At 60.2% G+C, this 22,802-nt stretch carries 23 protein-coding genes, 1 tRNA gene and 1 pseudogene; 8 read left to right on the top strand and 17 right to left on the bottom strand.

Going from position 1 to position 22,802, the window contains the following annotated elements:
• Positions 1–55: 55 nt before the first annotated feature.
• The 4 genes from LG371_RS05815 to ffh form a co-directional block, all read right to left on the bottom strand.
• On the bottom strand, positions 56–748 hold the full coding sequence (locus tag LG371_RS05815; protein WP_067590274.1) for a DUF3108 domain-containing protein: 693 nt from the start codon (positions 746–748) through the stop codon (positions 56–58).
• A 78-nt stretch (positions 749–826) separates the two neighbouring features.
• Positions 827–1,018 (bottom strand): hypothetical protein, encoded by a 192-nt coding sequence (locus LG371_RS05810; RefSeq protein ID WP_225747987.1) that lies wholly within the window; start codon positions 1,016–1,018, stop codon positions 827–829.
• Entirely contained in the window at positions 985–1,803 is an 819-nt protein-coding gene (locus tag LG371_RS05805) for an RsiV family protein (RefSeq protein WP_225747986.1), read from the bottom strand. The genes LG371_RS05810 and LG371_RS05805 overlap by 34 nt, the downstream gene beginning before the upstream one ends.
• Positions 1,804–1,980: 177 nt before the next feature.
• A complete protein-coding gene (gene ffh, locus LG371_RS05800; RefSeq protein ID WP_225747985.1) occupies positions 1,981–3,342 on the bottom strand; it encodes a signal recognition particle protein in 1,362 nt (453 codons plus the stop codon).
• Between the two features lie 256 nt (positions 3,343–3,598).
• Here ffh and LG371_RS05795 point away from each other — a divergent pair, with 256 nt between their 5' ends.
• Complete coding sequence (locus LG371_RS05795) at positions 3,599–4,405, top strand: inner membrane protein YpjD (protein ID WP_225748057.1); 807 nt, start codon at positions 3,599–3,601, stop codon at positions 4,403–4,405.
• A 79-nt stretch (positions 4,406–4,484) separates the two neighbouring features.
• Here LG371_RS05795 and LG371_RS05790 read toward each other — a convergent pair whose 3' ends face one another.
• The 11 genes and pseudogenes from LG371_RS05790 to LG371_RS05740 form a co-directional block, all read right to left on the bottom strand.
• Positions 4,485–5,714: a sugar MFS transporter gene (locus LG371_RS05790; protein ID WP_225747984.1), complete on the bottom strand. Its 1,230-nt coding sequence runs from the start codon at positions 5,712–5,714 to the stop codon at positions 4,485–4,487.
• Positions 5,715–5,844: 130 nt separating this feature from the next.
• A pseudogene (gene pgi / locus LG371_RS05785) lies at positions 5,845–7,470 on the bottom strand (glucose-6-phosphate isomerase); the annotation flags it as partial.
• 27 nt (positions 7,471–7,497) lie between these two features.
• Positions 7,498–7,887 carry an energy transducer TonB gene (locus LG371_RS05780; protein ID WP_067590258.1) on the bottom strand — a complete coding sequence of 130 codons (390 nt, stop codon included), beginning with the start codon at positions 7,885–7,887 and terminating at the stop codon, positions 7,498–7,500.
• 276 nt (positions 7,888–8,163) lie between these two features.
• Positions 8,164–8,748, bottom strand: coding sequence for an oligoribonuclease (gene orn / locus LG371_RS05775; protein WP_067590256.1), 585 nt, complete (start codon positions 8,746–8,748; stop codon positions 8,164–8,166).
• Position 8,749: 1 nt separating this feature from the next.
• Positions 8,750–9,145 (bottom strand): hypothetical protein, encoded by a 396-nt coding sequence (locus tag LG371_RS05770; protein WP_225747983.1) that lies wholly within the window; start codon positions 9,143–9,145, stop codon positions 8,750–8,752.
• Positions 9,146–9,214: 69 nt separating this feature from the next.
• Positions 9,215–9,568 carry an immunity 26/phosphotriesterase HocA family protein gene (locus LG371_RS05765; protein ID WP_225747982.1) on the bottom strand — a complete coding sequence of 118 codons (354 nt, stop codon included), beginning with the start codon at positions 9,566–9,568 and terminating at the stop codon, positions 9,215–9,217.
• Positions 9,546–9,674 (bottom strand): immunity 26/phosphotriesterase HocA family protein, encoded by a 129-nt coding sequence (locus tag LG371_RS05760; protein WP_225747981.1) that lies wholly within the window; start codon positions 9,672–9,674, stop codon positions 9,546–9,548. Before LG371_RS05760 ends, LG371_RS05765 begins: the two co-directional genes overlap by 23 nt.
• Before the next feature lie 70 nt (positions 9,675–9,744).
• A complete protein-coding gene (locus LG371_RS05755; protein ID WP_225747980.1) occupies positions 9,745–10,026 on the bottom strand; it encodes a hypothetical protein in 282 nt (93 codons plus the stop codon).
• Between the two features lie 177 nt (positions 10,027–10,203).
• A complete protein-coding gene (tgt, locus tag LG371_RS05750; RefSeq protein ID WP_225747979.1) occupies positions 10,204–11,319 on the bottom strand; it encodes a tRNA guanosine(34) transglycosylase Tgt in 1,116 nt (371 codons plus the stop codon).
• A 194-nt stretch (positions 11,320–11,513) separates the two neighbouring features.
• The gene (locus LG371_RS05745) at positions 11,514–11,855 is read right to left on the bottom strand and encodes a carboxymuconolactone decarboxylase family protein (RefSeq protein ID WP_067590243.1); all 342 of its coding nucleotides are present in this window, start codon (positions 11,853–11,855) and stop codon (positions 11,514–11,516) included.
• 276 nt (positions 11,856–12,131) lie between these two features.
• Positions 12,132–12,413, bottom strand: a complete 282-nt coding sequence (locus LG371_RS05740; RefSeq protein WP_067590240.1) for a hypothetical protein — start codon at positions 12,411–12,413, stop codon at positions 12,132–12,134.
• Between the two features lie 171 nt (positions 12,414–12,584).
• On the opposite strand from LG371_RS05740, the gene LG371_RS05735 reads away from it, so the two are divergent.
• The 4 genes from LG371_RS05735 to LG371_RS05720 all read left to right on the top strand — a co-directional run bounded on the left by LG371_RS05735 (position 12,585) and on the right by LG371_RS05720 (position 16,615).
• Complete coding sequence (locus LG371_RS05735; protein WP_225747978.1) at positions 12,585–13,490, top strand: LysR substrate-binding domain-containing protein; 906 nt, start codon at positions 12,585–12,587, stop codon at positions 13,488–13,490.
• Positions 13,491–13,545: 55 nt separating this feature from the next.
• Positions 13,546–13,622: transfer RNA gene (locus LG371_RS05730), tRNA-Val, on the top strand.
• A gap of 459 nt (positions 13,623–14,081) precedes the next feature.
• Positions 14,082–15,989, top strand: a complete 1,908-nt coding sequence (gene thrS / locus LG371_RS05725) for a threonine--tRNA ligase (protein ID WP_225747977.1) — start codon at positions 14,082–14,084, stop codon at positions 15,987–15,989.
• 74 nt (positions 15,990–16,063) lie between these two features.
• Positions 16,064–16,615: a hypothetical protein gene (locus LG371_RS05720; protein ID WP_225747976.1), complete on the top strand. Its 552-nt coding sequence runs from the start codon at positions 16,064–16,066 to the stop codon at positions 16,613–16,615.
• Positions 16,616–16,720: 105 nt separating this feature from the next.
• Here LG371_RS05720 and metK read toward each other — a convergent pair whose 3' ends face one another.
• Together metK and hscA are read right to left on the bottom strand one after the other, a co-directional pair.
• Positions 16,721–17,890 (bottom strand): methionine adenosyltransferase, encoded by a 1,170-nt coding sequence (gene metK, locus LG371_RS05715; protein ID WP_225747975.1) that lies wholly within the window; start codon positions 17,888–17,890, stop codon positions 16,721–16,723.
• Between the two features lie 387 nt (positions 17,891–18,277).
• Positions 18,278–20,134 carry a Fe-S protein assembly chaperone HscA gene (gene hscA / locus LG371_RS05710; protein ID WP_225747974.1) on the bottom strand — a complete coding sequence of 619 codons (1,857 nt, stop codon included), beginning with the start codon at positions 20,132–20,134 and terminating at the stop codon, positions 18,278–18,280.
• Between the two features lie 199 nt (positions 20,135–20,333).
• On the opposite strand from hscA, the gene LG371_RS05705 reads away from it, so the two are divergent.
• From LG371_RS05705 to LG371_RS05695, 3 genes are all read left to right on the top strand, one after another.
• Complete coding sequence (locus LG371_RS05705) at positions 20,334–21,314, top strand: DnaJ C-terminal domain-containing protein (protein WP_067590223.1); 981 nt, start codon at positions 20,334–20,336, stop codon at positions 21,312–21,314.
• Positions 21,315–21,317: 3 nt separating this feature from the next.
• Entirely contained in the window at positions 21,318–21,611 is a 294-nt protein-coding gene (locus LG371_RS05700; RefSeq protein WP_067590220.1) for a chaperone modulator CbpM, read from the top strand.
• Between the two features lie 262 nt (positions 21,612–21,873).
• Positions 21,874–22,779, top strand: a complete 906-nt coding sequence (locus LG371_RS05695) for a DUF2268 domain-containing protein (protein ID WP_225747973.1) — start codon at positions 21,874–21,876, stop codon at positions 22,777–22,779.
• Positions 22,780–22,802: the final 23 nt, after the last annotated feature.

Genomic DNA, 22,802 nt, shown 5'->3' with positions numbered 1-22,802 from the left:
CAGACAGGCTGCGGTGCAGCTTGTCTGTTGAATTTTGGGCAGCCTGAGTGCGGCTTTATTTGGCCGGCTGGATGGGTTGGCCGTCGATTTTGCCGCTGCGCAGTTTGAGCTCGTAGGTTTTGCCGTCGTCGGTGTATTTGATGCGGGCGGGGATGTTGGCAAAATCGGGGGCGAAGGCGTATTCGATGGTGTCGTCGCCGCGCTGCACGCGGAAGCGGTTGACGGGAATGCTGGCGCCGTTGATGTTGTAGCGGGCGGGGGGTAGGCGGGTCATGCCGCGCACGGGATAGACGCGTTTGCCGTTGGTGATGTGGAGGTTGGCGGGGAGCTGGCCGTTGTTGAGGGCGAGCTGCCAGGCGAGGGTGAAGAGGTCGAAGGTGGGGCCGCTGATGGGCTGGGTTTCGGTTTGGCCGGTTTTGCCGTAGGTGATGGTTTGGGCGCCGTAGTTGAAGGTGGCGCCGGCGTAGGGGCGGCCTTTGCGGGTGTCGCTGTAGCGGGCGGGCTGGAGGCGTTTGCCGGTGATGCTGCCGTTGGACGAAAAGCGCATTTTGTAGAGGGGCACGTTGATGTCGGCGCTGACGCTGTAGCGGCCGCCGTTTTGGCTGAAGTTCATCACGGCGGGCACGCCGTAGGGGCCGACGTAGTGCAGCTCGGCGTTTTGCGGGAAGGGGGTGTCGGCCACGGCGGGGGTGGCGGCGAAGGCGGCAGCGAAGAGGGCGGCTACGGCGGTGAGGCGGAGGGTGGTCATGGGCTTTCCTTTGGTTAGTCAGTTGGCTAAGGAAGGTGTGTTTCGGTTAGGCTGCGCGGCGGCGGCTTTGGGGCGGCATTATAGCCCTAAGTGCGGCGGCGGGGGCGGGCGGTTACATGGTTTGACGGGATTTTTCAGGTAGCCTGTGGCGGGGAGGGGGCTACCTGAAAAATCAAACTTTGGTTTCAGGTAGCCTTTGTGCGGCAGCGGCGCGGCGGCAACGGCCGGCTGCGGGCTTACAGTTTGGAAGACGGCTGGGGTGGTTTCCAAAGGTATTCGGGTTTGACGATGTCTTCGAGCCAGTTCCAAGACACCACTAAATTGATTTCGCCGTAGGCAAAGCCGGCAATTTCATAGGGCGGGTAGCGGAATTCGATGCCGTCGGCGGAGAAGAGGAAGTTGTCGGTGAGCTCGGGTTTGCCGGTGAGGCAGTTACATTGCTGCTGGTATTGGTCGTATGCTTCTTTCAGGCGTTCTTGCAGCTTGCTTTGCTGGCCGGGGCGGATGATGTCTTGCAGGCTGAGGGCTTGTTGTTTGCTCAAATCGACCATGAGGTATTGGCTGTGTGCGCCGCCGGTATAATCATCGTGGGAAACCTCGAATACGGCGGTGTGGCCGCGCTGGTAGAGGAAGTGGACTTGGTCGGTGTGGTTGTTGTATTGGCCGAGCGCGGATTTTTCTTCGGCATAAAATTGTACTCCTTCATACAAATCGTTTTGGATTTGCTGGTAGGCTTGGCGCAATTCTTCGTCGTTTTGGATGAGTATGTTTTCGGTGGAGTAGCGTAAGTATAGTTTTTGCTTGAGAAGCTGGTCGAGCCAGGCTTGGCCGGTGTCGGGCAGGGTGAGGCTGGTTTCGGCGCAGTAGTCGTCTTTTTGCACGCAGCGTTTTTGGCGGAAGAAATCGTGGGATGTGGTGGCAAGCGCGGGAGAGGTGGCTGCGGGCTGGGCAAGGCTGGCAGGAGAGGATGCGCCGGAGGCAGCATCGGGTTGGCCGGAGGGCTGGCCGCAGGCGGCGAGCAGCAGGACGGCGAGGGGAAGCAGGCGGGTGCGCATGATGGCTCTTTCTGTATGAACGGATAGGGTTTCAGGTAGCCTGATTATAGGCTGGAGGGAGTCTGTCTGAAAGTGGTGCAGGCGGGGTTATGGCTATATTTCATTGATTGGGATGATGAGACGTGAAAAGGCTACCTGAAATTTTCAGGTAGCCTTTCTTTGCTTCCTTAAAGGGTGTTAGCGCCCGGGGAACATGCCTTTCATGCCCTGCGCCATGCGCATGAGTTTGCCCATGCCTTTGCCGCCGAACATTTTCATCATTTTCTGCGACTGCTCGAACTGCTTGAGCATTTTGTTCACTTCCTGCACGCTGGTGCCCGAGCCGGCGGCAATGCGGCGTTTGCGGCTGGCTTTGAGCAGGGCGGGGTTGGCGCGCTCTTTCGGGGTCATGGAATTGATGATGGCTTCCACTTTGCCCATGGCTTTTTCGGCTTCGCCTTCGGGGATTTGCGCGGAGAGCTGCCCCATTTCGCCGGGCAGCTTGGACATGAGCGACTGGATGCCGCCCATATTGCGCATCTGCTGGATTTGGGCGCGGAAGTCGTTGAGGTCGAAGCCTTTGCCTTTGTGCAGCTTTTTGGCCATACGCTCGGCCACTTCCTGATCGATGCCTTTTTGCACGTCTTCAATCAGGGTGAGCACGTCGCCCATGCCGAGGATGCGGCCGGCGATGCGGTCGGGGTGGAAGGGCTCGATGCCGCCCACTTTCTCGCCGGTGCCGATGAATTTAATCGGCTTGCCGGTAACGTGGCGCACGGAAAGTGCCGCGCCGCCGCGCGCGTCGCCGTCCATTTTGGTGAGCACCACGCCGGTGAGCGGCAGGGCTTCGTTGAAGGCCTGAGCGGTGTTGACGGCATCTTGGCCGAGCATGGCATCGACCACAAACAGGGTTTCCACCGGGTTTACGGCTTCATGCAGCGCCTGGATTTCGGCCATCATGGCTTCGTCTACCGCCAATCGGCCGGCGGTATCGACCATCAGCACGTCGTAGAAATGCTTTTTGGCGTAATCGAGCGCGGCCTGGGCGATGGCCACGGGCTGCTGGGAAGTGTCGGAGGGGAATAAATCCACGCCCACTTGTTCGGCCAAGAGGCGCAGCTGCTCGATGGCGGCGGGGCGGTATACGTCAGCCGACACCACCAGCACTTTCTTGCGCTGCTCTTCTTTGAGCAGGCGGGCGAGCTTGCCCACGGTGGTGGTTTTACCCGCGCCCTGCAGGCCGGCCATCAGCACCACGGCGGGCGGCACGGCGGCCAGGTTCAGGCTGCTGTTTTGCGTGCCCATCAGCTCGGTGAGGGCTTGGTTTACCACGCCGATAAAAGCCTGGCCGGGGGTGAGGCTGCCGATGACTTCGTGGCCGACGGCGCGTTCTTTCACGCCGGCCATGAAGTTTTTCACCACGGGCAGCGCCACGTCGGCTTCCAAGAGCGCCATGCGCACTTCGCGCAGGGCTTCTTTGATGTTGTCTTCGGAGAGGCGCGCTTGGCCGCGCATTTTCTTGGCCCACTGGCTGAGGCGGCTGGATAGGTTGTCTAACATAGGGTTCCTTATGCCAGGCGGGCGCGGCCTTGGCTGGTGTGCCCGCCCGGCGGATAGAAGAGGGGTGGTTGGGGATGCGGCAGGGTTTGGTTTTACAGAAACTCGCTTTGCTTGCTTTCGTTGCGTTGCAGCCGGTGTTTTTCAGGTAGCCGCTATCTGCCGCAAAGTTTGCTAAAATCGCGGCATTTTACACTATGTGCGCGGCTTGCGCTTTGCTGTTTGGGCAAATGCCGCCGCCGCGTGAGACGGGATGAAAATGGCCGGATTGTTTGTGTTGCTCGGGCTGCTGTATGGCGGGCTGGGCGGCTTTGCCTGGTGGTTTGGGCGGCGAAGCGGGAGAGGGGATTACCCGCTGAAGGCGGAGCTGCTGGTGTTGGCGGCGGCGTTGCCGGCGCATGCGGTGGCGGTGTGGCAGCCACTGCTGGATGGGCGTTTTCCCAGCGGCATCGGCTATGCGCTGAGCCTGCTCACTTGGCTCACGCTGCTTTTGTATTGGTGCGGCAGTTTTTTCTATTCGCTCAAGGGGCTGCAACTGCTGCTTTATCCGGCGGCGGCGCTTTCTATGCTGGCGGCGGCGCTGTGGCCGCAGCCGGGGGCGGGCTATGCGGTGGGCAATCCGGCGTTTGCGCTGCATGTGGCTTCGGCGCTGCTTTCCTACAGTTTGTTTGGCTTGGCGGCATTGCTCTCGCTGCTGATTCTGCTGCTAAACCGCCGCCTGCGCGCGCACCGTATTTCGCCGCTGGTGTCGTTTCTGCCGCCGCTGCTGAGCTTGGAAAAGCTGATGTTTCAGAGCATGTTGGCGGGTTTTGTGCTGCTCACGGTGTCGGTGGGCGGGGGATTGCTGTTTTCGCCGGAGATTTTCGGCAAGCCGCTTTCGCTCACGCATAAGAGTGTGTTTGGGGCGCTTTCTTGGCTGGTGTATGCGGCCATCCTGCTGCTGCACCGCCCCCGCCGCTGGCGCGGGCGCACGGCGGCGCTGTGGAGCTTGGTGGGCTTTGTGTGCCTGATGCTGGCTTATGTGGGCAGCAAGTTTGTGTTGCAGGTGTTGCTGCATCGGGTGTGAGCTTGGCTGTGGAAAAGGCTACCTGAAAAATCCGTTGGGGATTTTCAGGTAGCCTTTATCGTTGCCGCCGGGCTAAGCCTTAGGCTTCGTCTGCCTTATAGCCTTTGAGCGCGAAAAACAGGATATACACATAGCAGGCGGCGGGCACGAGGTAGGAAATCATCAGGCCGACGTGGTCGATGATGTAGCCCTGCGCCACGGGCACCAGCGCGCCGCCCACGATGGCGGTGGAAATGATGCCGGAGGCGGTGCCGGTGAATTTGCCCAGGCCTTTGGTGCCCAAGGAGAAAATGGTGGGGAACATGATGGAGTTGAAGAAGCCCACCAGCAAGAGCGACCACTGCGTGAGCGCGCCGCCGCCTGCGGCAATCGCCGCCAGCAGCAGCAAGATGGCCATGGCGGCGTTGAAGCCGAGGTATCGGTTGGTCGCGATTTTGTTCATCAGGCCGGCGCCGATGAAGCGGCCCACCATGGCGCCGCCCCAATAGATGGAGAGATAGCCTGCGGCCTGGTCGTGGGTGAGGCCGGCGGTGTGTTCTAACACGTTCACCATCAGCGAGCCGATGGCCACTTCGGCGCCCACGTAGCAGAAAATGCCGATGGCGCCCAGCACCATGTGTTTGTATTGCCACACGCTGGTTTTGCCGTCGTGCGCGGCCTCGGTTTGCTCGGCGGCGATTTGGCGCGCATCGGGCAGCTTGATCAGCCCGATCAGCACGGAGAGCAGCACCATAAACCCGGCCAAGCCCAAGTAGGGTATTTGCACGGAGGAAATGCGTTCGGCCTGGCTGGCGGCGGCATCCACAAAAATCAGCGCGGCACCGATGGGCGGGGCCACGGTGGTGGCCAGCGAATTGAAGGCCTGAATCAGCGTGAGCATCACCGATTCTTTGCCCTGGGGCGCGAGCAGGGTAACGTAGGGGTTGCCCGCCACTTGCAGCAGCACGATGCCGGAAGCGAGGATAAACAGCGCACCCAAGAAGATGGGGTAAGACGCGCTGGCGGCGGCGGGGTAAAACAGCAGGCAGCCGAGCGCGGCAATCAGGAAGCCGCCGATGATGCCGGCCTTATAGCCCATTTTTTCCACCAGCTTGCTCATGGGGAAGGACATCACGGCATAGGCGGTGAAGAAGCAAAACTGCACCAGCATGGCCTGAGTGTAGTTGAGCTGGAAGATGGCTTTGAGGTGCGGGATGAGGACGTCGTTGAGGCAGGTGATGAAGCCCAGCATGAAAAACAGGGCGCCCACCACGGAAAGCGCGAGCGTGTTGCCGCCGGAGGGGGTGCGGGGTTGGGTGGATGCGGTCATAAGGTTCTCTTGAATTAGGGTGAGTAAGCAAACGGCGGGGATTATAGGGGTTTTTGAGAAAAAGGCTACCTGAAAATGCGGATTGCTTTGACAGGCGGTATTTCAGGTAGCCTGATTTGGCCGTGCGGGCTTACGGCTGTTTTGCCGCTGCCTGCCGGTAGCGCTCGATCAGGGCGGCGGTGGAGGCGTCGTGGCGGGCGGCGGGGGCGCCTTGCAGCTCGGGCAGGATGGTTTGCGCCAGCACTTTGCCGTATTCCACGCCCCATTGGTCGAAGGAATTGATGCCCCACACGGTGCCCTGCATAAATACTTTGTGCTCATACATGGCGAGAATCATGCCGAGGGTGTAGGGCGTGATGCGCTCCACGAGGATGGTGTTGCTGGGGCGGTTGCCGCTGAAGCTGCGCTGGCTGGCGAGGGCGGCTTGTTGGTTTTCAGGTAGCCCTTGGTGTGCCAGCTCGGCGCGGGCTTCGGCCTCTCTTTTGCCGCGCATCAGGGCTTCGGCTTGGGCGAAGGCGTTGGCCACCAGTTGGCGGTGGCGGCCGTCGTCTGTCCCTTCGCCGAGCAGGGGCACGATGAAATCCACGGGAATCACCTGCGTGCCTTGGTGGATGAGCTGGAAGAAGGCGTGCTGGCAGTTGACGCCGGCTTCGCCCCAGATGGCGGCGCCGGTGGCGCAGTCGGCGGGGCTGCCGTCGCGGCGGCAGTTTTTGCCGTTGCTTTCCATGTCGAGCTGCTGGAGGTGGGCGGGAAGGAGGCGCAGGCTGTGGCTGTAGGGGATGACGATGTGGCTGCTGCTGCCGCAGAAGTTTTGCTGCCAGATACCGATGAGGGCGAGCAGGGCGGGGATGTTGTGCCGCCACGGGGCGTGTAGGAAGTGTTCGTCCATGGCGTGGCCGCCGCGCAGAAACTCGTGGAAATTTTCGCGGCCGACGGCGCACATCACGGGTAGGCCGATGGCCGACCACACGGAATAGCGCCCGCCCACCCAGTCAAACATGGCAAACACGTTTTGCGGGGCAATGCCGAACGCGGCGGCGGCCTCCACATTGGCCGACACGGCGGCGAAATGCTGCGCGATGTCGGCTTCGTTGCGCCCGGATTGCAGAAACCAACGGCGCGCGGCTTGGGCGTTGAGCAGGGTTTCGGGGGTGCGGAAGGATTTGCTGGCGATGATGAAGAGCGTGGTGCTGGGCTCTACGCGGCGCAGGATGGCATCCAAATCGGCGCTGTCGAGATTGGCGGCGAAGTGCACGTTGAGGTTTTGCCGGTAGGGCGCGAGGGCTTGTGCCACCATGCGCGGGCCCAAGTCTGAGCCGCCGATGCCGATATTGACTACGTCGCGGATGGGCGCGCCGGTGCAGCCTAGGTGCGTGCCGTTTTGCAGGCGCTCGGCAAAGTCGAGGGCGCGGTTGAGCTCGGCATGCACTTGGGGCACGATGTTGATGTCGTCCACGAATACGGGCGGGGCGTTTTCAGGTAGCCTCAGGGCGGTATGCAGCACGGCGCGGTGTTCGCTGAGGTTGATTTTGCCGCCGGCATACATTTGGCGGCGCAGTTCGGCGGCGCCGGATTCGTCGGCCAGGCGGCAGAGCAGATCGAGGGTGTCTTCGCCGATGCGGTTTTTGCTGTAGTCGAGCAGCAGGCCGTTTAGCTCGGCGTGCATGCGCTCGAAACGGTCGGGCTCGGCGGCGAAACGCTCGCGCAGGTGGAGGTGGGCGGTGGCGCGCTGGTGTTCGGCCAGGGCTTGCCAGGCGGGAGGGTGGTGGGGACATAGCGGGGTTTAGGGTTTGGGTTGGTTGGGCTGGGCGGCTTTCTGATTGCCGGTGTTGGCTGCCGGAAGGGCAAATCTAATGGTTTGGGTAATCATGGCCTCCACCGGTTGTCCGTTGCGTTTGGCGGGGGTGAAGCTGTATTGCCGGGCGGCACGTTCGGCGGAGCGGCCAAACAAGGGGTGGGTGGCGGAGAGCACCCGCACGGTTCGGACATTGCCTTGGGTGTCGATACGCATCTGCACCGTGGCGCTGCCGGTGATGCCGTCTTCTGCATACTGCGGCGGGTAAACAGGATTGGCGGAATGAATAAGGGTGGGGAGTTGGTTGGCAGGCTTGGCAGCACAACCGGCCAGCAGCAGGGCGGCGCAGGCGAGGGCGGCGAGGGGTTTGCGGTTCATGGGTTTCCTTGGGCGGGTTGGTTGGGCGGAGAGGCTACCTGAAAAAATTTAGCTCCGCTGCGTTGCGTTTTCAGGTAGCCTGAAGCCCGGGCAATATTTTGTTGTTTCGTAGTGGCGGATTTCATATCTGCCGTTGGCTTGGTTGCGGGCAGCGGGTGTGAGATCCGCTGCTACGGTTGGCTGAATCCTGGTTTACCAGCATTTCAGCCGGTTGTTTGCTGCATGAAGCTGGCGCCTCGATTTCGCAGAAACTGTGTTGAAGCAGCCTCGTGTTTTTCAGGTAGCCTCTTGGTTGGTTTCGTTGGCTTCGGGCAGGCGCAGGAAGGTTTGGCGGTAGTGGCGCAGCTCTTCGATGCTTTCGAGGATGTCGTCGAGCGCTTGGTGGGCGCCTTTTTTGCTGAAGCTGCGGTAGGCGGCGGGGTGCCAGCGGCGGGCGAGCTCTTTGAGGGTGGATACGTCGAGGTTGCGGTAGTGGAACCAGGCTTCAAGGCGGGGCATGTAGCGCAGCATGAAGCGGCGGTCTTGGTGCACGGTATTGCCGCAGAGGGGGCTGGCGCCTTGGGGCACCCAGGGGGCGATGAAGTCGAGCAGGCGCTGCTCCACTTCGGCTTCGCTGAGGGCGGATGCTTTCACGCGCTGGGTGAGGCCGGTGCGCTCGTGGGTGGCGGTGTTCCAGGCATCCATGCCGTTTAGCAGCTCGTCGCTTTGGTGGATGGCGTAGGATTCGGATTGGGCGAGGATGTTTAAATCGGCATCGGTGATGACGACGGCGGCTTCGATGATGCGGTCGTGCTCGGGGTTGAGGCCGGTCATTTCCATGTCGAGCCAGCAGAGGTTGAGCGGGTTGGGCTGTTTGGCCATGTTATTTTCCTTGTGGTTGTGAGGCGGTGTTGGGCAGGATGTTGAGTTCGGCGGGCTCGCGGCCGAGCTGCCGCTGCACGGTGGCGCGGATGATGCCCTGCACTTGGGCGGCGCTTTTGCCGCGCACGGCTTCGGGATCGAAGATGACGATTACTTGCGACATTTCGCCGTCGCGCGAGTTCACCAGCACTTGCGGTTCGCTGCCGAGCTGGGGTTTGAGGGCGGCGGAGATTTGCTGCGCCTGCTCGGCGGATTGCTGGGCTGGGTCGGCAGGGGCGCAGCCGGCGAGGGCGGCGGCGAGCAGCAGGGCGGCGGGGAAACGGAACGTGCGAGCATGGCGGGGCGGGTGGGCAAGTGGAGGAGGGGCATTGTATCGGCGGCGGGGGGATTTTGCCACACGGGGCGGGAGGCTACCTGAAAAATCGGGGATTGAACGAAGCGGCAGTAAACGGGATGCGGAATGGGCTTAGGCGGCATCATACCCGCCCGTTGCCAAGAAGTCGGCAATGCCGTACACCGAGCAGATGTATTGCGTGTTCCAGTTGCCGCGTTCTTCGTGGCTGATTTTGCGGACGCTGCGGCGGGGCGGCATACAGTCAGGATAGCGGTGCAGGGTGTTGGCGATGACGAAATAAAAATTCCGCTTTGCGTCATCACTCAACGGACGGTGCCCGATAACCGGCCATGTGCCGTTTTTGAGCAGGTGGTTGCCGGTGAACAATACGCGCTGGCGCATGGTTTCCGCCCAATTCATCGGCAGCAAATAGTGCGTGTTTTCAGGTAGCGTTTGGTCTTGCCTAATCGCCAGCACGCCCATCAACCAGCCTGCTGTAATGGGAAAATACCACTTGGGCGATACCGAAACGTCCGTCTGCCAAGGGAACGGCGAAAATATCGCCGGATTGGATTTTTTGGGGTTGGGGCATGGGTTTCCTCAGAGTTTATCTTTGTACCACCGCTCTGCCGCAGCGGTTACCGCCGCCGCCAACTTTTCTTCTATGGCATCCCGCACGGCTTGAATTTGGCGTTTGGCGGCACTGCGTGCCACCGCATGGCTGCTGCCGAAGCGTTTGGCGGCTTCCTGCTGTGTGAGCAGGTTTTTGATGTCTTTGCGGCTTTTGTCGTAATAGCGGAAAAATAGGCGGCAGCGGTTTCATAATCAGCCAGTTCCGCATAAATCCTGCCCAGCAGGCGGTTGCGCTCGTCGCAGGATGGGTTCGCTTCCAGTTCGTCCGCCAGCTCAAACAGGCCGCGGTGTTTTTTGTTTGCGTTCGGCATAAGGCAGCCGGCAAAGTTCGTTGATTTTGGCGAGATATGCTTGTTCGTTGTCCATTGCCTTGTCTGTATCCGATTAGGTGGCTACCTGATTTTTATGAGGCTACCTGAAGATGAGGTGAAGCTTAAAGCAAATGCTTTCAGGAGGCGGAAAAGGATTTTCAGGTAGCCTCTTGCCGTTTAATCCGTGCCCCGCGCGCGGTGTTCGTGGAACTGCGCCTGCCAGTTGGCGAATTGGCCCTGTTCGATGGCTTCGCGCATTTCGGCCATGATGGTTTGGTAGAAATGCAGGTTGTGGATGGTGTTCAACTGCGCGCCCAAAATTTCGCCGGCGCGGTGCAGGTGGTGCAGGTAGGCGCGGCTGAAATGCGTACAGGCGTAGCAGGTGCAGGCTTCGTCGAGCGGTCGGGTGTCGTGTTTGTGCTTGGCGTTTTTGATTTTGATGTCGCCGAAGCGGGTGAACAGCCAGCCGTTGCGGGCGTTGCGGGTAGGCATGACGCAGTCGAACATGTCGATGCCGTGCGCCACGCCGTACACCAAGTCTTCCGGTGTGCCGATGCCCATCAGGTAATGCGGTTTGTGTTCGGGCAGCATGGGGCCGACGGCGCGCAGCATACGGTACATTTCGGGCTTGGGTTCACCCACCGATAAGCCGCCGATGGCGAGGCCGGGGAAGTCGAGCTGTTCCAGCCCGCGCAGGGACTGTTCGCGCAGATCTTCGTACATTGCGCCCTGCACGATGCCGAACAGGGCATTCGGGTTGTTCAAATCTTCAAAGGCTTTTTTGCTGCGCTCCGCCCAGCGCAGGCTCAGTTGCAGCGATTTTTCGGCTTGCTCGCGCGTGGCTTCGCCGGGCGTGCATTCGTCGAGCTGCATGGCGATGTCGGAGTTGAGCACGGTTTGGATTTTCATGGAGATTTCGGGCGAGAGGAAGAGTTTGTCGCCGTTAATCGGGCTTTTGAAGGTACAGCCTTCTTCGGTGAGCTTGCGCATGTCGGACAGCGAAAATACTTGGAAACCGCCGGAGTCGGTGAGAATCGGTTTGTTCCAGCCGATAAATTGGTGCAGGCCGCCGAATTGTTCGATGACTTCCAATCCGGGACGCAGCCACAGGTGATAAGTATTGCCCAAAATGATTTGGGCATTGATGTCGTGCAGATTTTGCGGGGTCATGGCTTTGACCGAGCCGTAGGTGCCCACGGGCATGAACACGGGCGTTTCGATGCTGCCGTGGTTGAGTTCGAGCGTGCCGCGCCGGGCGTGGCCGTCTTTTTTGTGCAGGGTGAATTTGAGCATGGGAAGCGTGGTGGGAATGAAACGGTAATGGCGGCGGATTATAAAGGATTTGCCGGGCGCTGCGGTGGGAAGGGCGAAAACGGGGTGCGGCAATTATTTCAGGTAGCCTCTGCTGCGGCAAAGGCTACCTGAAAAATCCCGCCCAAATAAAAACCGCCCTCGCAGGCGGTTTATCTATAGTAAAAGTGGGCAACTTATTCGATGCCGAACGCGCCGCCGGCTTCCAAGGCTTGCAGCGAGTAGGCATAGGCCGCGCCGGCGTTCATATAGACGGCGGTGGCGAGCGCGCCGGCGATTTCGCTTTCGGTTGCGCCCGCTTTGGCGGCGGCTTCGGCGTGGATGGCGATGCAACTGGTGCAGTGGTTCACCACGGCCACGGCGATGGCGATGAGCTCGCGGGTTTTCGCGTCGAGGGCTTCGGCGGCGATGGCTTGTTCCAGCGCGCCGATGGCGGCAATCATTTTGGGATGCTTTTTGCCCATTTGGGCGAAGGCGGCCTTCACATCGGCATTGTGCGTTTTCCAGTCTTGGAACATGGCGGCTTCTCCTTGTTTAGGGTGGGTATCGGGTTTTCAGGTAGCCTTTCCTGCCCTTGCAGAGGCTACCTGAAAATATCTGTGGCGGGTTTTTTCGCCGGTTTGGCTTTGCAGAAATCCTGCCTTCTTTAAAAGTAAGCGCAGCCCGCATCGGTGGGGTGTTGCAAGGCACGCACGCGGTTTTTCCGTTTTTCAGGCTGCCCTAGCCGTGCGGATCTCCGCATCCGCCGCACCGAATCCGTGCGTACCGGCTTTCAGGCTGCCTGAAACCCGCGCTTAGGCCGTTTCGTAAATCCGGATGTCGGGCGCGGCGGCAAACAGCGGCGAGAGCTCGCGCACCACGTCCTGTTTAAACAGCTCGGTGTCCAGATACGCCTTGGCGTTGGCGGCGGTGTCGAAACCGTGCAGCACCTGCACGTCTTCGTCGCGCACCAGCAGTTCTTTGGATTGCGCGCCCGCGATGTCTTTCAAAAACGGGGCTTTGTATTTTTGGTACACCGCAGCGGCGGCGGGGCGGTTTTCGGGATTGATGAACAAGGTGATTTGCAGATAGACCATGTCGGTCTCCTCAGGTTGGGTTGAACGGTTTACGCAAAGGAAAACTTTCTCCTGCTATAATCCCAATCGGATGAGCGGCAGGCCGTTTCCCTTTGCACAAAGTGTATTATAGACTTGCTGCCCGCAGAAACAACGCATAAAAACTTTAACCGACATAAAGAAAATCTTGCCATGAAAATCGCCTTTCTCAACGCCCTGCGCGCCTTTGAAGCCGCCTGCCGCCACCGCAGTTTTTCCGCAGCGGCACAGGAACTGAACGTAACCCCCGCCGCCGTCGGGCAGTTGGTGAAAAGTTTGGAAGACTATTTGGGCAGGCCGCTGTTTGCGCGGCAGAGCGGCGGGCGCACGCGGCTGGTGCCGTCCGACAGCGCATTGGACGCGCTGCCCGATATTCAGGCGGGCTTCGGGCGGCTGTCGCAGGGCTGGCAGAAATTGCAGGCGCAGCACAACCACAGGCTGGCCGTTACCGCCAGCCCCGCCTTTGCCGCCAAATGGCTGCTGCCGCGCTTGGAGCGTTTTCAGGCTGCCTGCCCCGACATTGATTTGTTCCTGAACACCAGCCCGCGCCACACCGATTTTCTGGCGGAACACATCGACATCGGCATCCGCTACGGTCGGGGCGGCTGGACGGACGTGGCCGCCGAAAAATGGTGCGGCGAAACCGTGTTCCCCGTCTGCTCGCCCGCCTTCGCCGCCGCGCACGACATCCGCCGCCCCGCCGATTTGCTCGCCCTACCGCTCATCCACGACGACACGCTGCCGCCCGACAGCGGTTTTGCGGGCTGGGCGGACTGGTTTTCCTCCGGCCTGCCGCAGCCCGCCGCCAAAGGGCTGCACATCAACAATTCCGCCGCCGTGTTGCAGGCGGCGGCAGACGGCGCGGGCATTGCGCTGGCACGCAGCATCCTAGCGGCAGACGACCTTAAAGCCGGACGGCTGGTGCGCCTGTTCCCCGAAATCTCCGTGCCCAGCCCGCTGGCCTATTATCTGGTGTACCGTGCGGAAAGCTGCAACCTGCCGCAGGTGCGGGCGTTTCGGGAGTGGCTGCGGGGGGAGGCTGGCGGGGCGGCGGAATAGGCGGCCGCGCCTTTCCCAAGCCGTGTGGAATCGGCTATAATCCGCCCTTCGACACAGGCACGTAGCTCAGTTGGTTAGAGCATCACCTTGACATGGTGGGGGTCGTTGGTTCGAATCCAATCGTGCCTACCAGAATTCGTGGAACAACAGGGGTTTCTGGGAAACTTCGGTTGTTCCTTTTTGTTTGATGCTATAGCGAATCAAATTGGCTTTCGATACCAGGCAGCGAGCCGCAGGCAGTACAGGAGTACGGCAAGGCGGGCTAACGCCGTAGCGAAAGTTAAGTTGGTTCGCGATAAAGAAGCCGCCGCTTGATTTTCAGGTAGCCTGTGCCTGCATGGAGGCTACCTGAAAATCAGCTTTGCCGCCCGCCCGCCGCCGAACCGTTTTGCCGGAAAGCCCCATGCGCTGCCCACGCCCCGTGCCCGCCCTGCTGCTCACCCTGGCCGCTTTGGCCGCGCTGGCGGTTGCCGGCCTGTTTCTGCTGTTTTACTTTTTCGGCTTTGCCTGAACGCCTTGCCCGCACACGGAATCAAGGCTACCTGAAAATCCACTCATCTTTTTATTAAACCAAACAGAAAGCAACCCATCATGCCCCAAATCAACATCACCCTGCCCGACGGTTCTGTGCGCCAATACGAAGCCCCCGTAACCGTTGCCCAAATTGCCGCCTCCATCGGCTCCGGCCTGGCCAAAGCCACCGTGGCCGGCAAAGTGAACGGCATCCTGCGCGACGCCTGCGACCCGATTACCGAAGATGCAACCGTGCAAATCATCACGCCGAAAGACAAGGAAGGCGTGGAAATCATCCGCCACTCTTGCGCCCATTTGGTGGGCCACGCTGTGAAGCAGCTCTATCCCGACGCCAAAATGGTGATCGGCCCCGTGATTGAAGACGGCTTCTATTACGACATCGCCACCGACAAGCCCTTCACCCCCGAAGACATGGCCGCCATCGAAGCGCGCATGAAAGAGCTCATCAACCAAGACTACGACGTGGTCAAAATCATGACCCCGCGCGCCGAAACCATCCAAATCTTCAGCCAGCGCGGAGAAGAATACAAACTGCGCCTGATTGAAGATATGCCCGAAGTGCAGGAAATGGGCATGTATCACCACCAAGAATATGTAGACATGTGCCGCGGCCCGCACGTGCCCAACACCCGCTTTTTGAAAAACTTCAAGCTCACCAAGCTGGCCGGCGCCTACTGGCGCGGCGACAGCAACAACGAAATGCTCCAGCGCATCTACGGCACCGCCTGGGCCAGCAAAGAAGAGCTCAAAGCCTATATCCAGCGCATCGAAGAAGCCGAAAAACGCGACCACCGCCGCCTCGGCCGCCAGCTCAACCTCTTCCACCTGCAAGACGAAGCCCCCGGCATGGTGTTCTGGCATCCGCGCGGCTGGACGCTGTGGCAAACCATCGAGCAATACATGCGCCGCGAATTGCAGGCCGCCGGCTACCAAGAAGTGAAAACCCCGCAGATTCTCGACAAAAGCTTCTGGGAAAAATCCGGCCACTGGGAAAACTACAAAGACAATATGTTCGTGACCAAATCGGAAAAACGCGACTACGCCGTGAAACCGATGAACTGCCCCGGCCACGTGCAAATCTTCAACCACGGCCTGCGCTCCTACCGCGACCTGCCCATGCGCCTGGCCGAATTCGGCTCCTGCCACCGCAACGAGCCCTCCGGCGCCCTGCACGGCCTCATGCGCGTGCGCGGCTTCGTGCAAGACGACGCCCACATCTTCTGCACCGAAGACCAGATTGCCGACGAAACCCGCGCCTTCAACCAGCTGGTGATGAAGATTTACCAACGCTTCGGCTTCGAGCACGTGAGCATCAAGCTCTCCCTGCGCCCCGAACAGCGCGCCGGCAGCGATGAAACCTGGGATAAAGCCGAAGACGGCCTGCGCCACGCCCTCACCGCCTGCGGCGTGGAATGGGAAGAGCTGCCCGGCGAAGGCGCCTTCTACGGCCCCAAAGTGGAATACCACATCAAAGACGCGCTCGGTCGTTCTTGGCAGTGCGGCACCATCCAGCTCGACTTCGTGCTGCCCGAGCGCCTGGGTGCCGAATACGTCACCGAAGACAACGGCCGTGCCCGCCCCGTGATGCTGCACCGCGCCATTTTGGGCTCACTGGAGCGCTTCATCGGCATCCTGATTGAAGAGCACGCCGGCTCCTTCCCGCTGTGGCTCGCGCCCGTACAGATGGTGGTGATGAACATCACCGAAAAACAGGCCGATTACTGCCTGGAAGTGGTCAACAAACTCAAAGCCGCCGGCCTGCGCGCCGAAGCCGACCTACGCAACGAAAAAATCGGCTACAAAATCCGCGACAACAGCCAAATGCGCTACCCCTACCAAGTGGTGGTGGGCGATAAGGAAATGGAAAACGGCCAAGTAGCCGTGCGCCGCAAAGGCGAGGATTTGGGCAGCATGCAGATAGAAGAGTTTATTGCCCGCTTGCAGCAAGAGCTGGCAGTGGTTTAAAGATTTTCAGGTAGCCTTGGGCTGCACGAGGCTACCTGAAAATTCTTTTAAACAGTAATTTTAGAGGAAGGGAAATGGGACAGAAGCGCTGGAAGAAGATAGCACTGGCGGTGTTGATAGTGTTCGCACTAATCGGTATGGCTGCTACTGTGGCAATTATCCCGTTTGTTGGCGACTATATCAGCGATATGAATAGAGAAGTGGATACCACGCCGCTGGTTTCTGTGCCGTTCAGTACGCAGCAGGAAGGCTATCAACAGACGATAAACGATGTACCAATCCCGCATCGTGGCTTGTTTGCACTCACGGTAAGATTAAAGCCGAAAACCGGAACACATCTTTCAAAAGAAGAGATAGACAACTTGTTTTATCAGGCCAGGCATGTGCCTTTTGTGGTGAAGTATGAGGTGCAAACGGCGGGTAATCCCAGCTTACTTTATGGGAAAGACACTGTTGTGGCTGATTTCTCCAAAGAGGAAAACGGCGATTTCATTTTCTCCGTTCACTCCGGATTTGTCCGCAAAGGGGATAGATTGATGATACGTGCGGAGAATCTTATCCAAGTACCAGAGTTTGCGAAGTTTGATGCGTTCTTAGAGTTTCGGGAAAGGAAACCGGATAAATAGTATGCAGGAAGGCTTTTTAGCCATTCTGCCCGCACATTAAAGAGGCTACCTGAAAACTGGCTTTGCTCGTTTTCAGGTAGCCTCTAATCTGTTTGGCAAACGGAATTACAAACCTGCTGCTGCTTTCAAAGCCGAAGCCTTATCGGTGCGCTCCCAAGTAAACTCAGGCTCTTCGCGGCCGAAGTGGCCGTAGGCGGCGGATTTGCTGTAAATTGGACGCAGGAGGTCGAGCATCTGCACAATGCCTTTCGGGCGCAGATCGAAATGTTCGCGCACAATGGCAATGAGTTTGTCTTCGCTGATTTTGCCCGTGCCGAAGGTGTCGATGGCGATGGAAGTGGGCTCGGCAATGCCGATGGCGTAGGAAACCTGAATCTGGCACTGAGTGGCCAAACCGGCGGCCACGATGTTTTTCGCCACATAACGGCAAGCGTAGGCAGCGGAGCGGTCTACTTTGCTCGGGTCTTTACCAGAGAATGCACCGCCGCCGTGCGGGGCTGCGCCGCCGTAGGTATCGACAATGATTTTGCGGCCGGTGAGCCCGCAGTCGCCCTGCGGCCCGCCAATCACGAAGCGGCCGGTGGGGTTGATCAGGTATTTGGTGTCGGCGGTGAGCATTTCGGGCGGCAGCACGGGTTTGATGATGTGCTCAATCACGGCTTTGCTCAGTTCTTCATGGCCGATAGACGGATCGTGCTGAGTGGAAAGCACCACGGTGTCGATGCTTTTTACCTTGCCGGTTTCGCTATCGTACACGGCGGTAATTTGCGCTTTGGCATCGGGGCGCAGCCAGGGCAGTTGGCCGCTTTTGCGCACTTCGCTCTGGCGCTGCATCAGGCGGTGGCTGTAATAGATGGCAAACGGCATCAGAGTGGGGGTTTCGTCGCAGGCATAGCCGAACATCAGGCCTTGGTCGCCCGCGCCTTGGTTCAGGTCGATACCTTCGCCTTCGTTCACGCCTTGGGCGATGTCAGGCGATTGCTGGTCGTAATACACGCCCACCGCGCAGCCGTTGGCATCAAAGCCGAGCTCGGAAGAGTTGTAGCCGATTTTGGCAATGGTTTCGCGCGCCACTTTGATGTAGTCCACGTGTGCGGTGGTGGTGATTTCCCCGGCCAGCACGCACAGGCCGGTGTTCACCAGCGTTTCGGCAGCCACTCGGGCTTTGGGGTCTTGGGCGAGGACGGCATCGAGAATGGCATCGGATACTTGATCGGCCACTTTGTCGGGATGGCCTTCGGAAACAGATTCGGAGGTAAAGAGGTATTCGCTCATGATATGTCTTTCGGATAATAGATAAACCTTGCAGCTTAGCAAGGAGGGCTCAACGGGCAATAAAAAATCCCGCACCAGGCGGGAAGAGATATTGCCCGGCCTGATTCAGACGAGCCACATCGGCCTCTCGGCCGTCCACCTTACGCGCCGTTTGCGGCGGGCAGGTTGGCATGGATTCCCAACTCTTAATGCGCTGTGGATGGTAGCAAATCCGGCTGCGGGCGGCAAGCGGGGATACGGGATTTAACTTGGCTGCCGTGGCGGCATCAGATGTTTGTTGCCGTTTTGTTTTCCGCCGTGCGGGAACGAGCTTGGAGTGGCTTTTCAGGTAGCCTTTTGGCGGGAAGAGGCTACCTGAAAAATATTCCGACTTAAGCGTGATGCGGCTTAAATATCGTTCACATTTTGCCCGGCGAGGGCGCGCTGGATGTTGCGGTCCATGCGTTTGGCGGCGAAGTCGTCGGTGTGCTCGGCGAGGGCGGCGGTGGAGCGGCGGATGGCGGCGGCGTCGGCGTGGGCGAGCAGGGTTTGCAGGGTGGCGATTTCGGCGCGGATGGCGGCAAGGGCGGCATCGTCGAGCAGGTCGCCGTCGAGCGCCAGTGCGGCTTCAACGGCGCCAATCAGGCTTTCGGCTTCCACCACGGCTTCGGCGCGGGCGCGGGCTTCGGCGTCGCCGCCGGCATTTTGGATGCTGTCGGTGAGCATTTGGGTGATGGTTTCGTCGCTGAGGCCGTAGGAGGGCTTCACTTCGATTTGCGCCTGTACGCCGGTGGTTTGCTCGCGGGCGGACACGGAGAGCAGGCCGTCGGCGTCGATTTGGAAGGTAACGCGGATGCGGGCGGCGCCGGCCACCATGGGCGGAATGCCGCGCAGGGTGAATTTGGCGAGGCTGCGGCAGTCGGCCACGAGCTCGCGTTCGCCCTGCACCACGTGGATGGTCATGGCGGTTTGGCCGTCTTTGAAGGTGGGGAATTCTTGGGCGCGGGCTGTGGGCAGGGTGCTGTTGCGCGGGATGATTTTTTCGGCCAGCCCGCCATAGGTTTCCAAGCCCAAGGATAGGGGCGTAACGTCGAGCAGCAGCCAGTCGCTGTCGCGCTTGTTGCCGGCGAGCACGTCGGCCTGCATGGCGGCGCCCAGCGCAACCACTTGGTCGGGGTCGAGGTTGTTGAGCGGGGTTTGGCCGAAGAAGTTGGCCACGGCCTGCTGCACGTGCAGCATACGGGTGGCGCCGCCCACCATGATGACGCCGTTGATGTCGGCCTTGCTCAAGCCGGCGTCTTTCAGCGCCTGCTTCACGGGCACGAGGGTTTGCGCTACGAGGTGCTGGGTGAGGGCGTGGAATTGGGCGCGGGTGAGGGTGGTGTCGATGGGGGTGCCGTCACTCAATACGGCTTGGATACGGCTTTCAGGTAGCCTGCTGAGCTCTTCTTTGGCACGGCGCACGAGGCTGAGCAGCAGGCGGCTGTCTTGGGCGTTGGTGATGGAGAGGCGGTTGATTTCGATGAGGTGGCACAGCATGCGGTGGTCGAAATCGTCGCCGCCGAGCGCGGAGTTGCCGCCGGTGGCCTTCACTTCAAACAGGCCTTTGGAGAGCTGCAACACGGATACGTCAAACGTGCCGCCGCCGAGGTCGTATACCACGAAGGTGCCTTCGGCGGCGTTGTCGAGCCCGTAGGCGATGGCGGCGGCGGTGGGCTCGTTGAGCAGGCGCAACACGTTGAGCCCGGCAAGGCGGGCGGCGTCTTTGGTGGCCTGGCGCTGGGCGTCGTCGAAATAGGCGGGCACGGTGATGACGGCGCCCACCAGCTCGCCGCCCAGGGATTGCTCGGCGCGGGTTTTGAGCGCGCGCAGGATGTCGGCGGAGACGTCGATCGGGGTTTTGGCGCCTTGGCGGGTTTGCAGGTCGATGAGCTGGTCTGACCGGCCGAAGCGGTAGGGCAGGTGGCTGGTGTCGATGTCTTCCAGTTTGCGGCCAATCAGGCGTTTGGCGGAGCTGATGGTGTTGGAGGGATCGGCGGTTTGGCTTTGCAGCGCCAAGAGGCCGGTGGTGATTTGGCCGTTGGTGCCGTAGCGCACCACGGAGGGCAGCAGGAAGCGGCCGTTTTCGTCGGGCAGGCAGGCAGCGTGGCCGTTTTTCACGGTGGCCACCAGGCTGTTGGTGGTGCCCAGGTCGATGCCGACGGCGAGGCGGTGTTGGTGCGGTGCGGCGGAAAGGCCGGGTTCGGCGATTTGCAGGAGGGCCATGGCGTGTGTTGTGTTTGTTGTGCGGATAATGGCGCGTATTTTAGCATATTAGCCGAGTGAATCGGTCGGGATTGCGGGAGGAAGGCTACCTGAAAAATTCAGGTAGCCTTCCAGCTGCTGCCGAACCTGCCTTGCATATTGATTTTCCCGGCCCCAGCCCCATCTGTTTGCCAATTCATTCTATAGAATCTTTACTGTTATGAGTGCCAATCAGAAAAACTACTACGACATCCTCGGCGTGGCCAAAGACGCCAGCCTGGCCGACATCAAAAAGGCCTACCGCAAGCTGGTGCGACAATACCACCCCGACATCAGCAAAGACCCCGATGCCGACCAAAAAACCAGCGAAATCAACCTCGCCTACAACACCCTGAAAGACCCGGAAAAACGCGCCGAATACGACGAAATGTTGGCCAACCCATTCGGCCGCGCCGGTAGCGCCTACGGCGGCGCGGGCGCAGGCGCAGGCGGTTTCGACCCCGGCCAAGGCTTCGGGCAATACTACCATTTCGACAGCCGCCACTTCGGCGACGGCCAGCCCTTCGGCAGCGGCGATTTCCGTTTCGACGACATCTTCTCCGCCTTTGGCCATGCCGGCGCAGGCCGCCAGCAGCGCCAAGCCGGCCCCGTCCACGGCGAAGACCAGCACGCCGAACTGAGCATCGACATCGCCGCCGCCTATGCCGGCAGCGAACGCGCGCTCAGCCTCGACATGCCCACCCTCACCGCCGACGGCCAAATGGCCTACGAGCGCAAAACCCTGCAAGTGAAAATCCCCAAAGGCATCAGCGAAGGCCAGCAAATTCGCCTACGCGGCCAAGGCCTGCCCGGCTTCAACGGCGGCGAACACGGCGACCTCTACCTCAAAGTCCGCTTCCGCGAGAGCGACACGCTGTATGTGAAAGATGGTAAGGACGTATACCAGCGCATCGACGTGCTGCCCTGGGTGGCCGCCATCGGCGGCAAAACCGCCGTCGACACCCCCGCCGGCAAGCTCAACATCAGCATTCCCGCCAACAGCCGCAGCGGCCAAAACCTGCGCCTCAAAGGCAAAGGCATCCCCGCCAAAGAAGCCGGCGACCTCTACCTCGTTATCAACATCGTGCTGCCCGAAGCCCACAGCGAAGCCGACCGCGCCGCCTGGCAGCAACTGGCCGAACACTACGGCGTGAAAGGATAAACCATGAACCGCGAACCAGACATCCAGCTCAGTTTCCAAGAAATCGTGCGCGCCTGCGATGGCGACGCCGATTGGGTGGTGAACGTGATTGAAGAAGAAATCGTATCCGTGCAGGGCAGCCCGCAGCAGGCCGGCTTCAGCGGCTGGCAGCTCGCCCGCATCCGCCGCGCCCGCCGCATCAGCCGCGACTTCGAGGCCAGTGTGCCCGCCACCGCGCTGATTTTGCAACTGCTCGACGAATTGGAAACCCTGCGCAAAGGCCGTGTGGGAGGCACAAACCGCGACTTGCCGCTGTAAGGCCTGGGTTGGCAAATAAGCGAAAAGGCTACCTGAAAATTTTTCAGGTAGCCTGCTACTTTAGCTTTGCGGAAGCTTCGTTTTATAGTGAATTAACAAAAACCAGTACGGCGTTGCCTCGCCTTGCCGTACTATTTGTACTGTCTTCGGCTTCGTCGCCTTGTCCTGATTTTTGTTAATCCACTATACTTGTGTGGGAACCGCGCTTTCAGATGGTCTGAAACCCAAGTGCAGGCAGCTTGATCAAAAAAGGGGAAATCCCATGAACATCAACATCATCCGTTCCGATCGCGTATACCACGAATTATTAGATTTGCCCCCAGCCGAACGGGAAAACCACTTTATCGCCCGGGTGCTTTGGCCGTTCAAAGACAAATTCCAAACGCAAAACATGCCGCTGAAAGCCAAAGAACCCGGCCGCTTCGATGCCATGCGGCTCTTGGGCTGGATGCACCTGATGCCCGCCGACATCACCGAAGCCGCCCCCCCCGCCGTTGCCGCCATTGCCGACGACGCACTTTGGCAAACCTGCCGCAACACCGTGCAAACCAGCCTTGCCCTGTTGGACGCGCACCGCCCGCTACCCGTGCGCGACTACACCTTCACCATCCTGTTCGGCAGCCCGAAAAGCCGCATGCTCGCGCTGAACAAAGGCTATCTCGGCGACGGCGGCATTCCCGGCTACATCATGATGAGCATCCTGCCCAACGCTTACACCCTGCCGCGCCTGCAAGCCGCCATCGCCCACGAATGCAACCACAACGTGCGCTTCCAGTTTGCCAAATGGAGCAGCAAAACCACGCTGGCGGACTGGGTGGTCAGCGAGGGGCTGGCGGAATCGTTTGCGGCGGCACAATTCGGCAGCCGGTTCATCGGCCCGTGGGTGAGCGAAACCGATGCCGCCACGTTGGAGAAAATCAAGCCCGTGATTTCCGCGCGGCTGGGCATGACCGGCATGGCGGAGATGACCCCCTATCTTTACGGCGATGAAATCGCCGCGCTGCAAGGCCACCAGCCGGTCGGGCTGCCCTACGCGGCGGGCTATGCCTACGGCTACCACCTGGTGCAGGCCTATCTGGCCGCCACGGGCAAAAGCATTGTGGAAGCCACCTTCGCGCCCACGGCGGAAATTTTGGCGGGGGCGGGGGATTTTTGCCGGGCGGGATAAGGGTTTACTGGCTGCACTCTATC

Origin of the sequence: Eikenella sp. Marseille-P7795, assembly GCF_916618725.1 — a bacterium.
In the GTDB taxonomy this organism is placed as follows: Bacteria; Pseudomonadota; Gammaproteobacteria; order Burkholderiales; family Neisseriaceae; genus Eikenella; species Eikenella longinqua.
The sequence above is the reverse complement of the archived record's forward strand: the minus strand, read 5'-3'. Positions and strand labels throughout refer to the sequence as shown.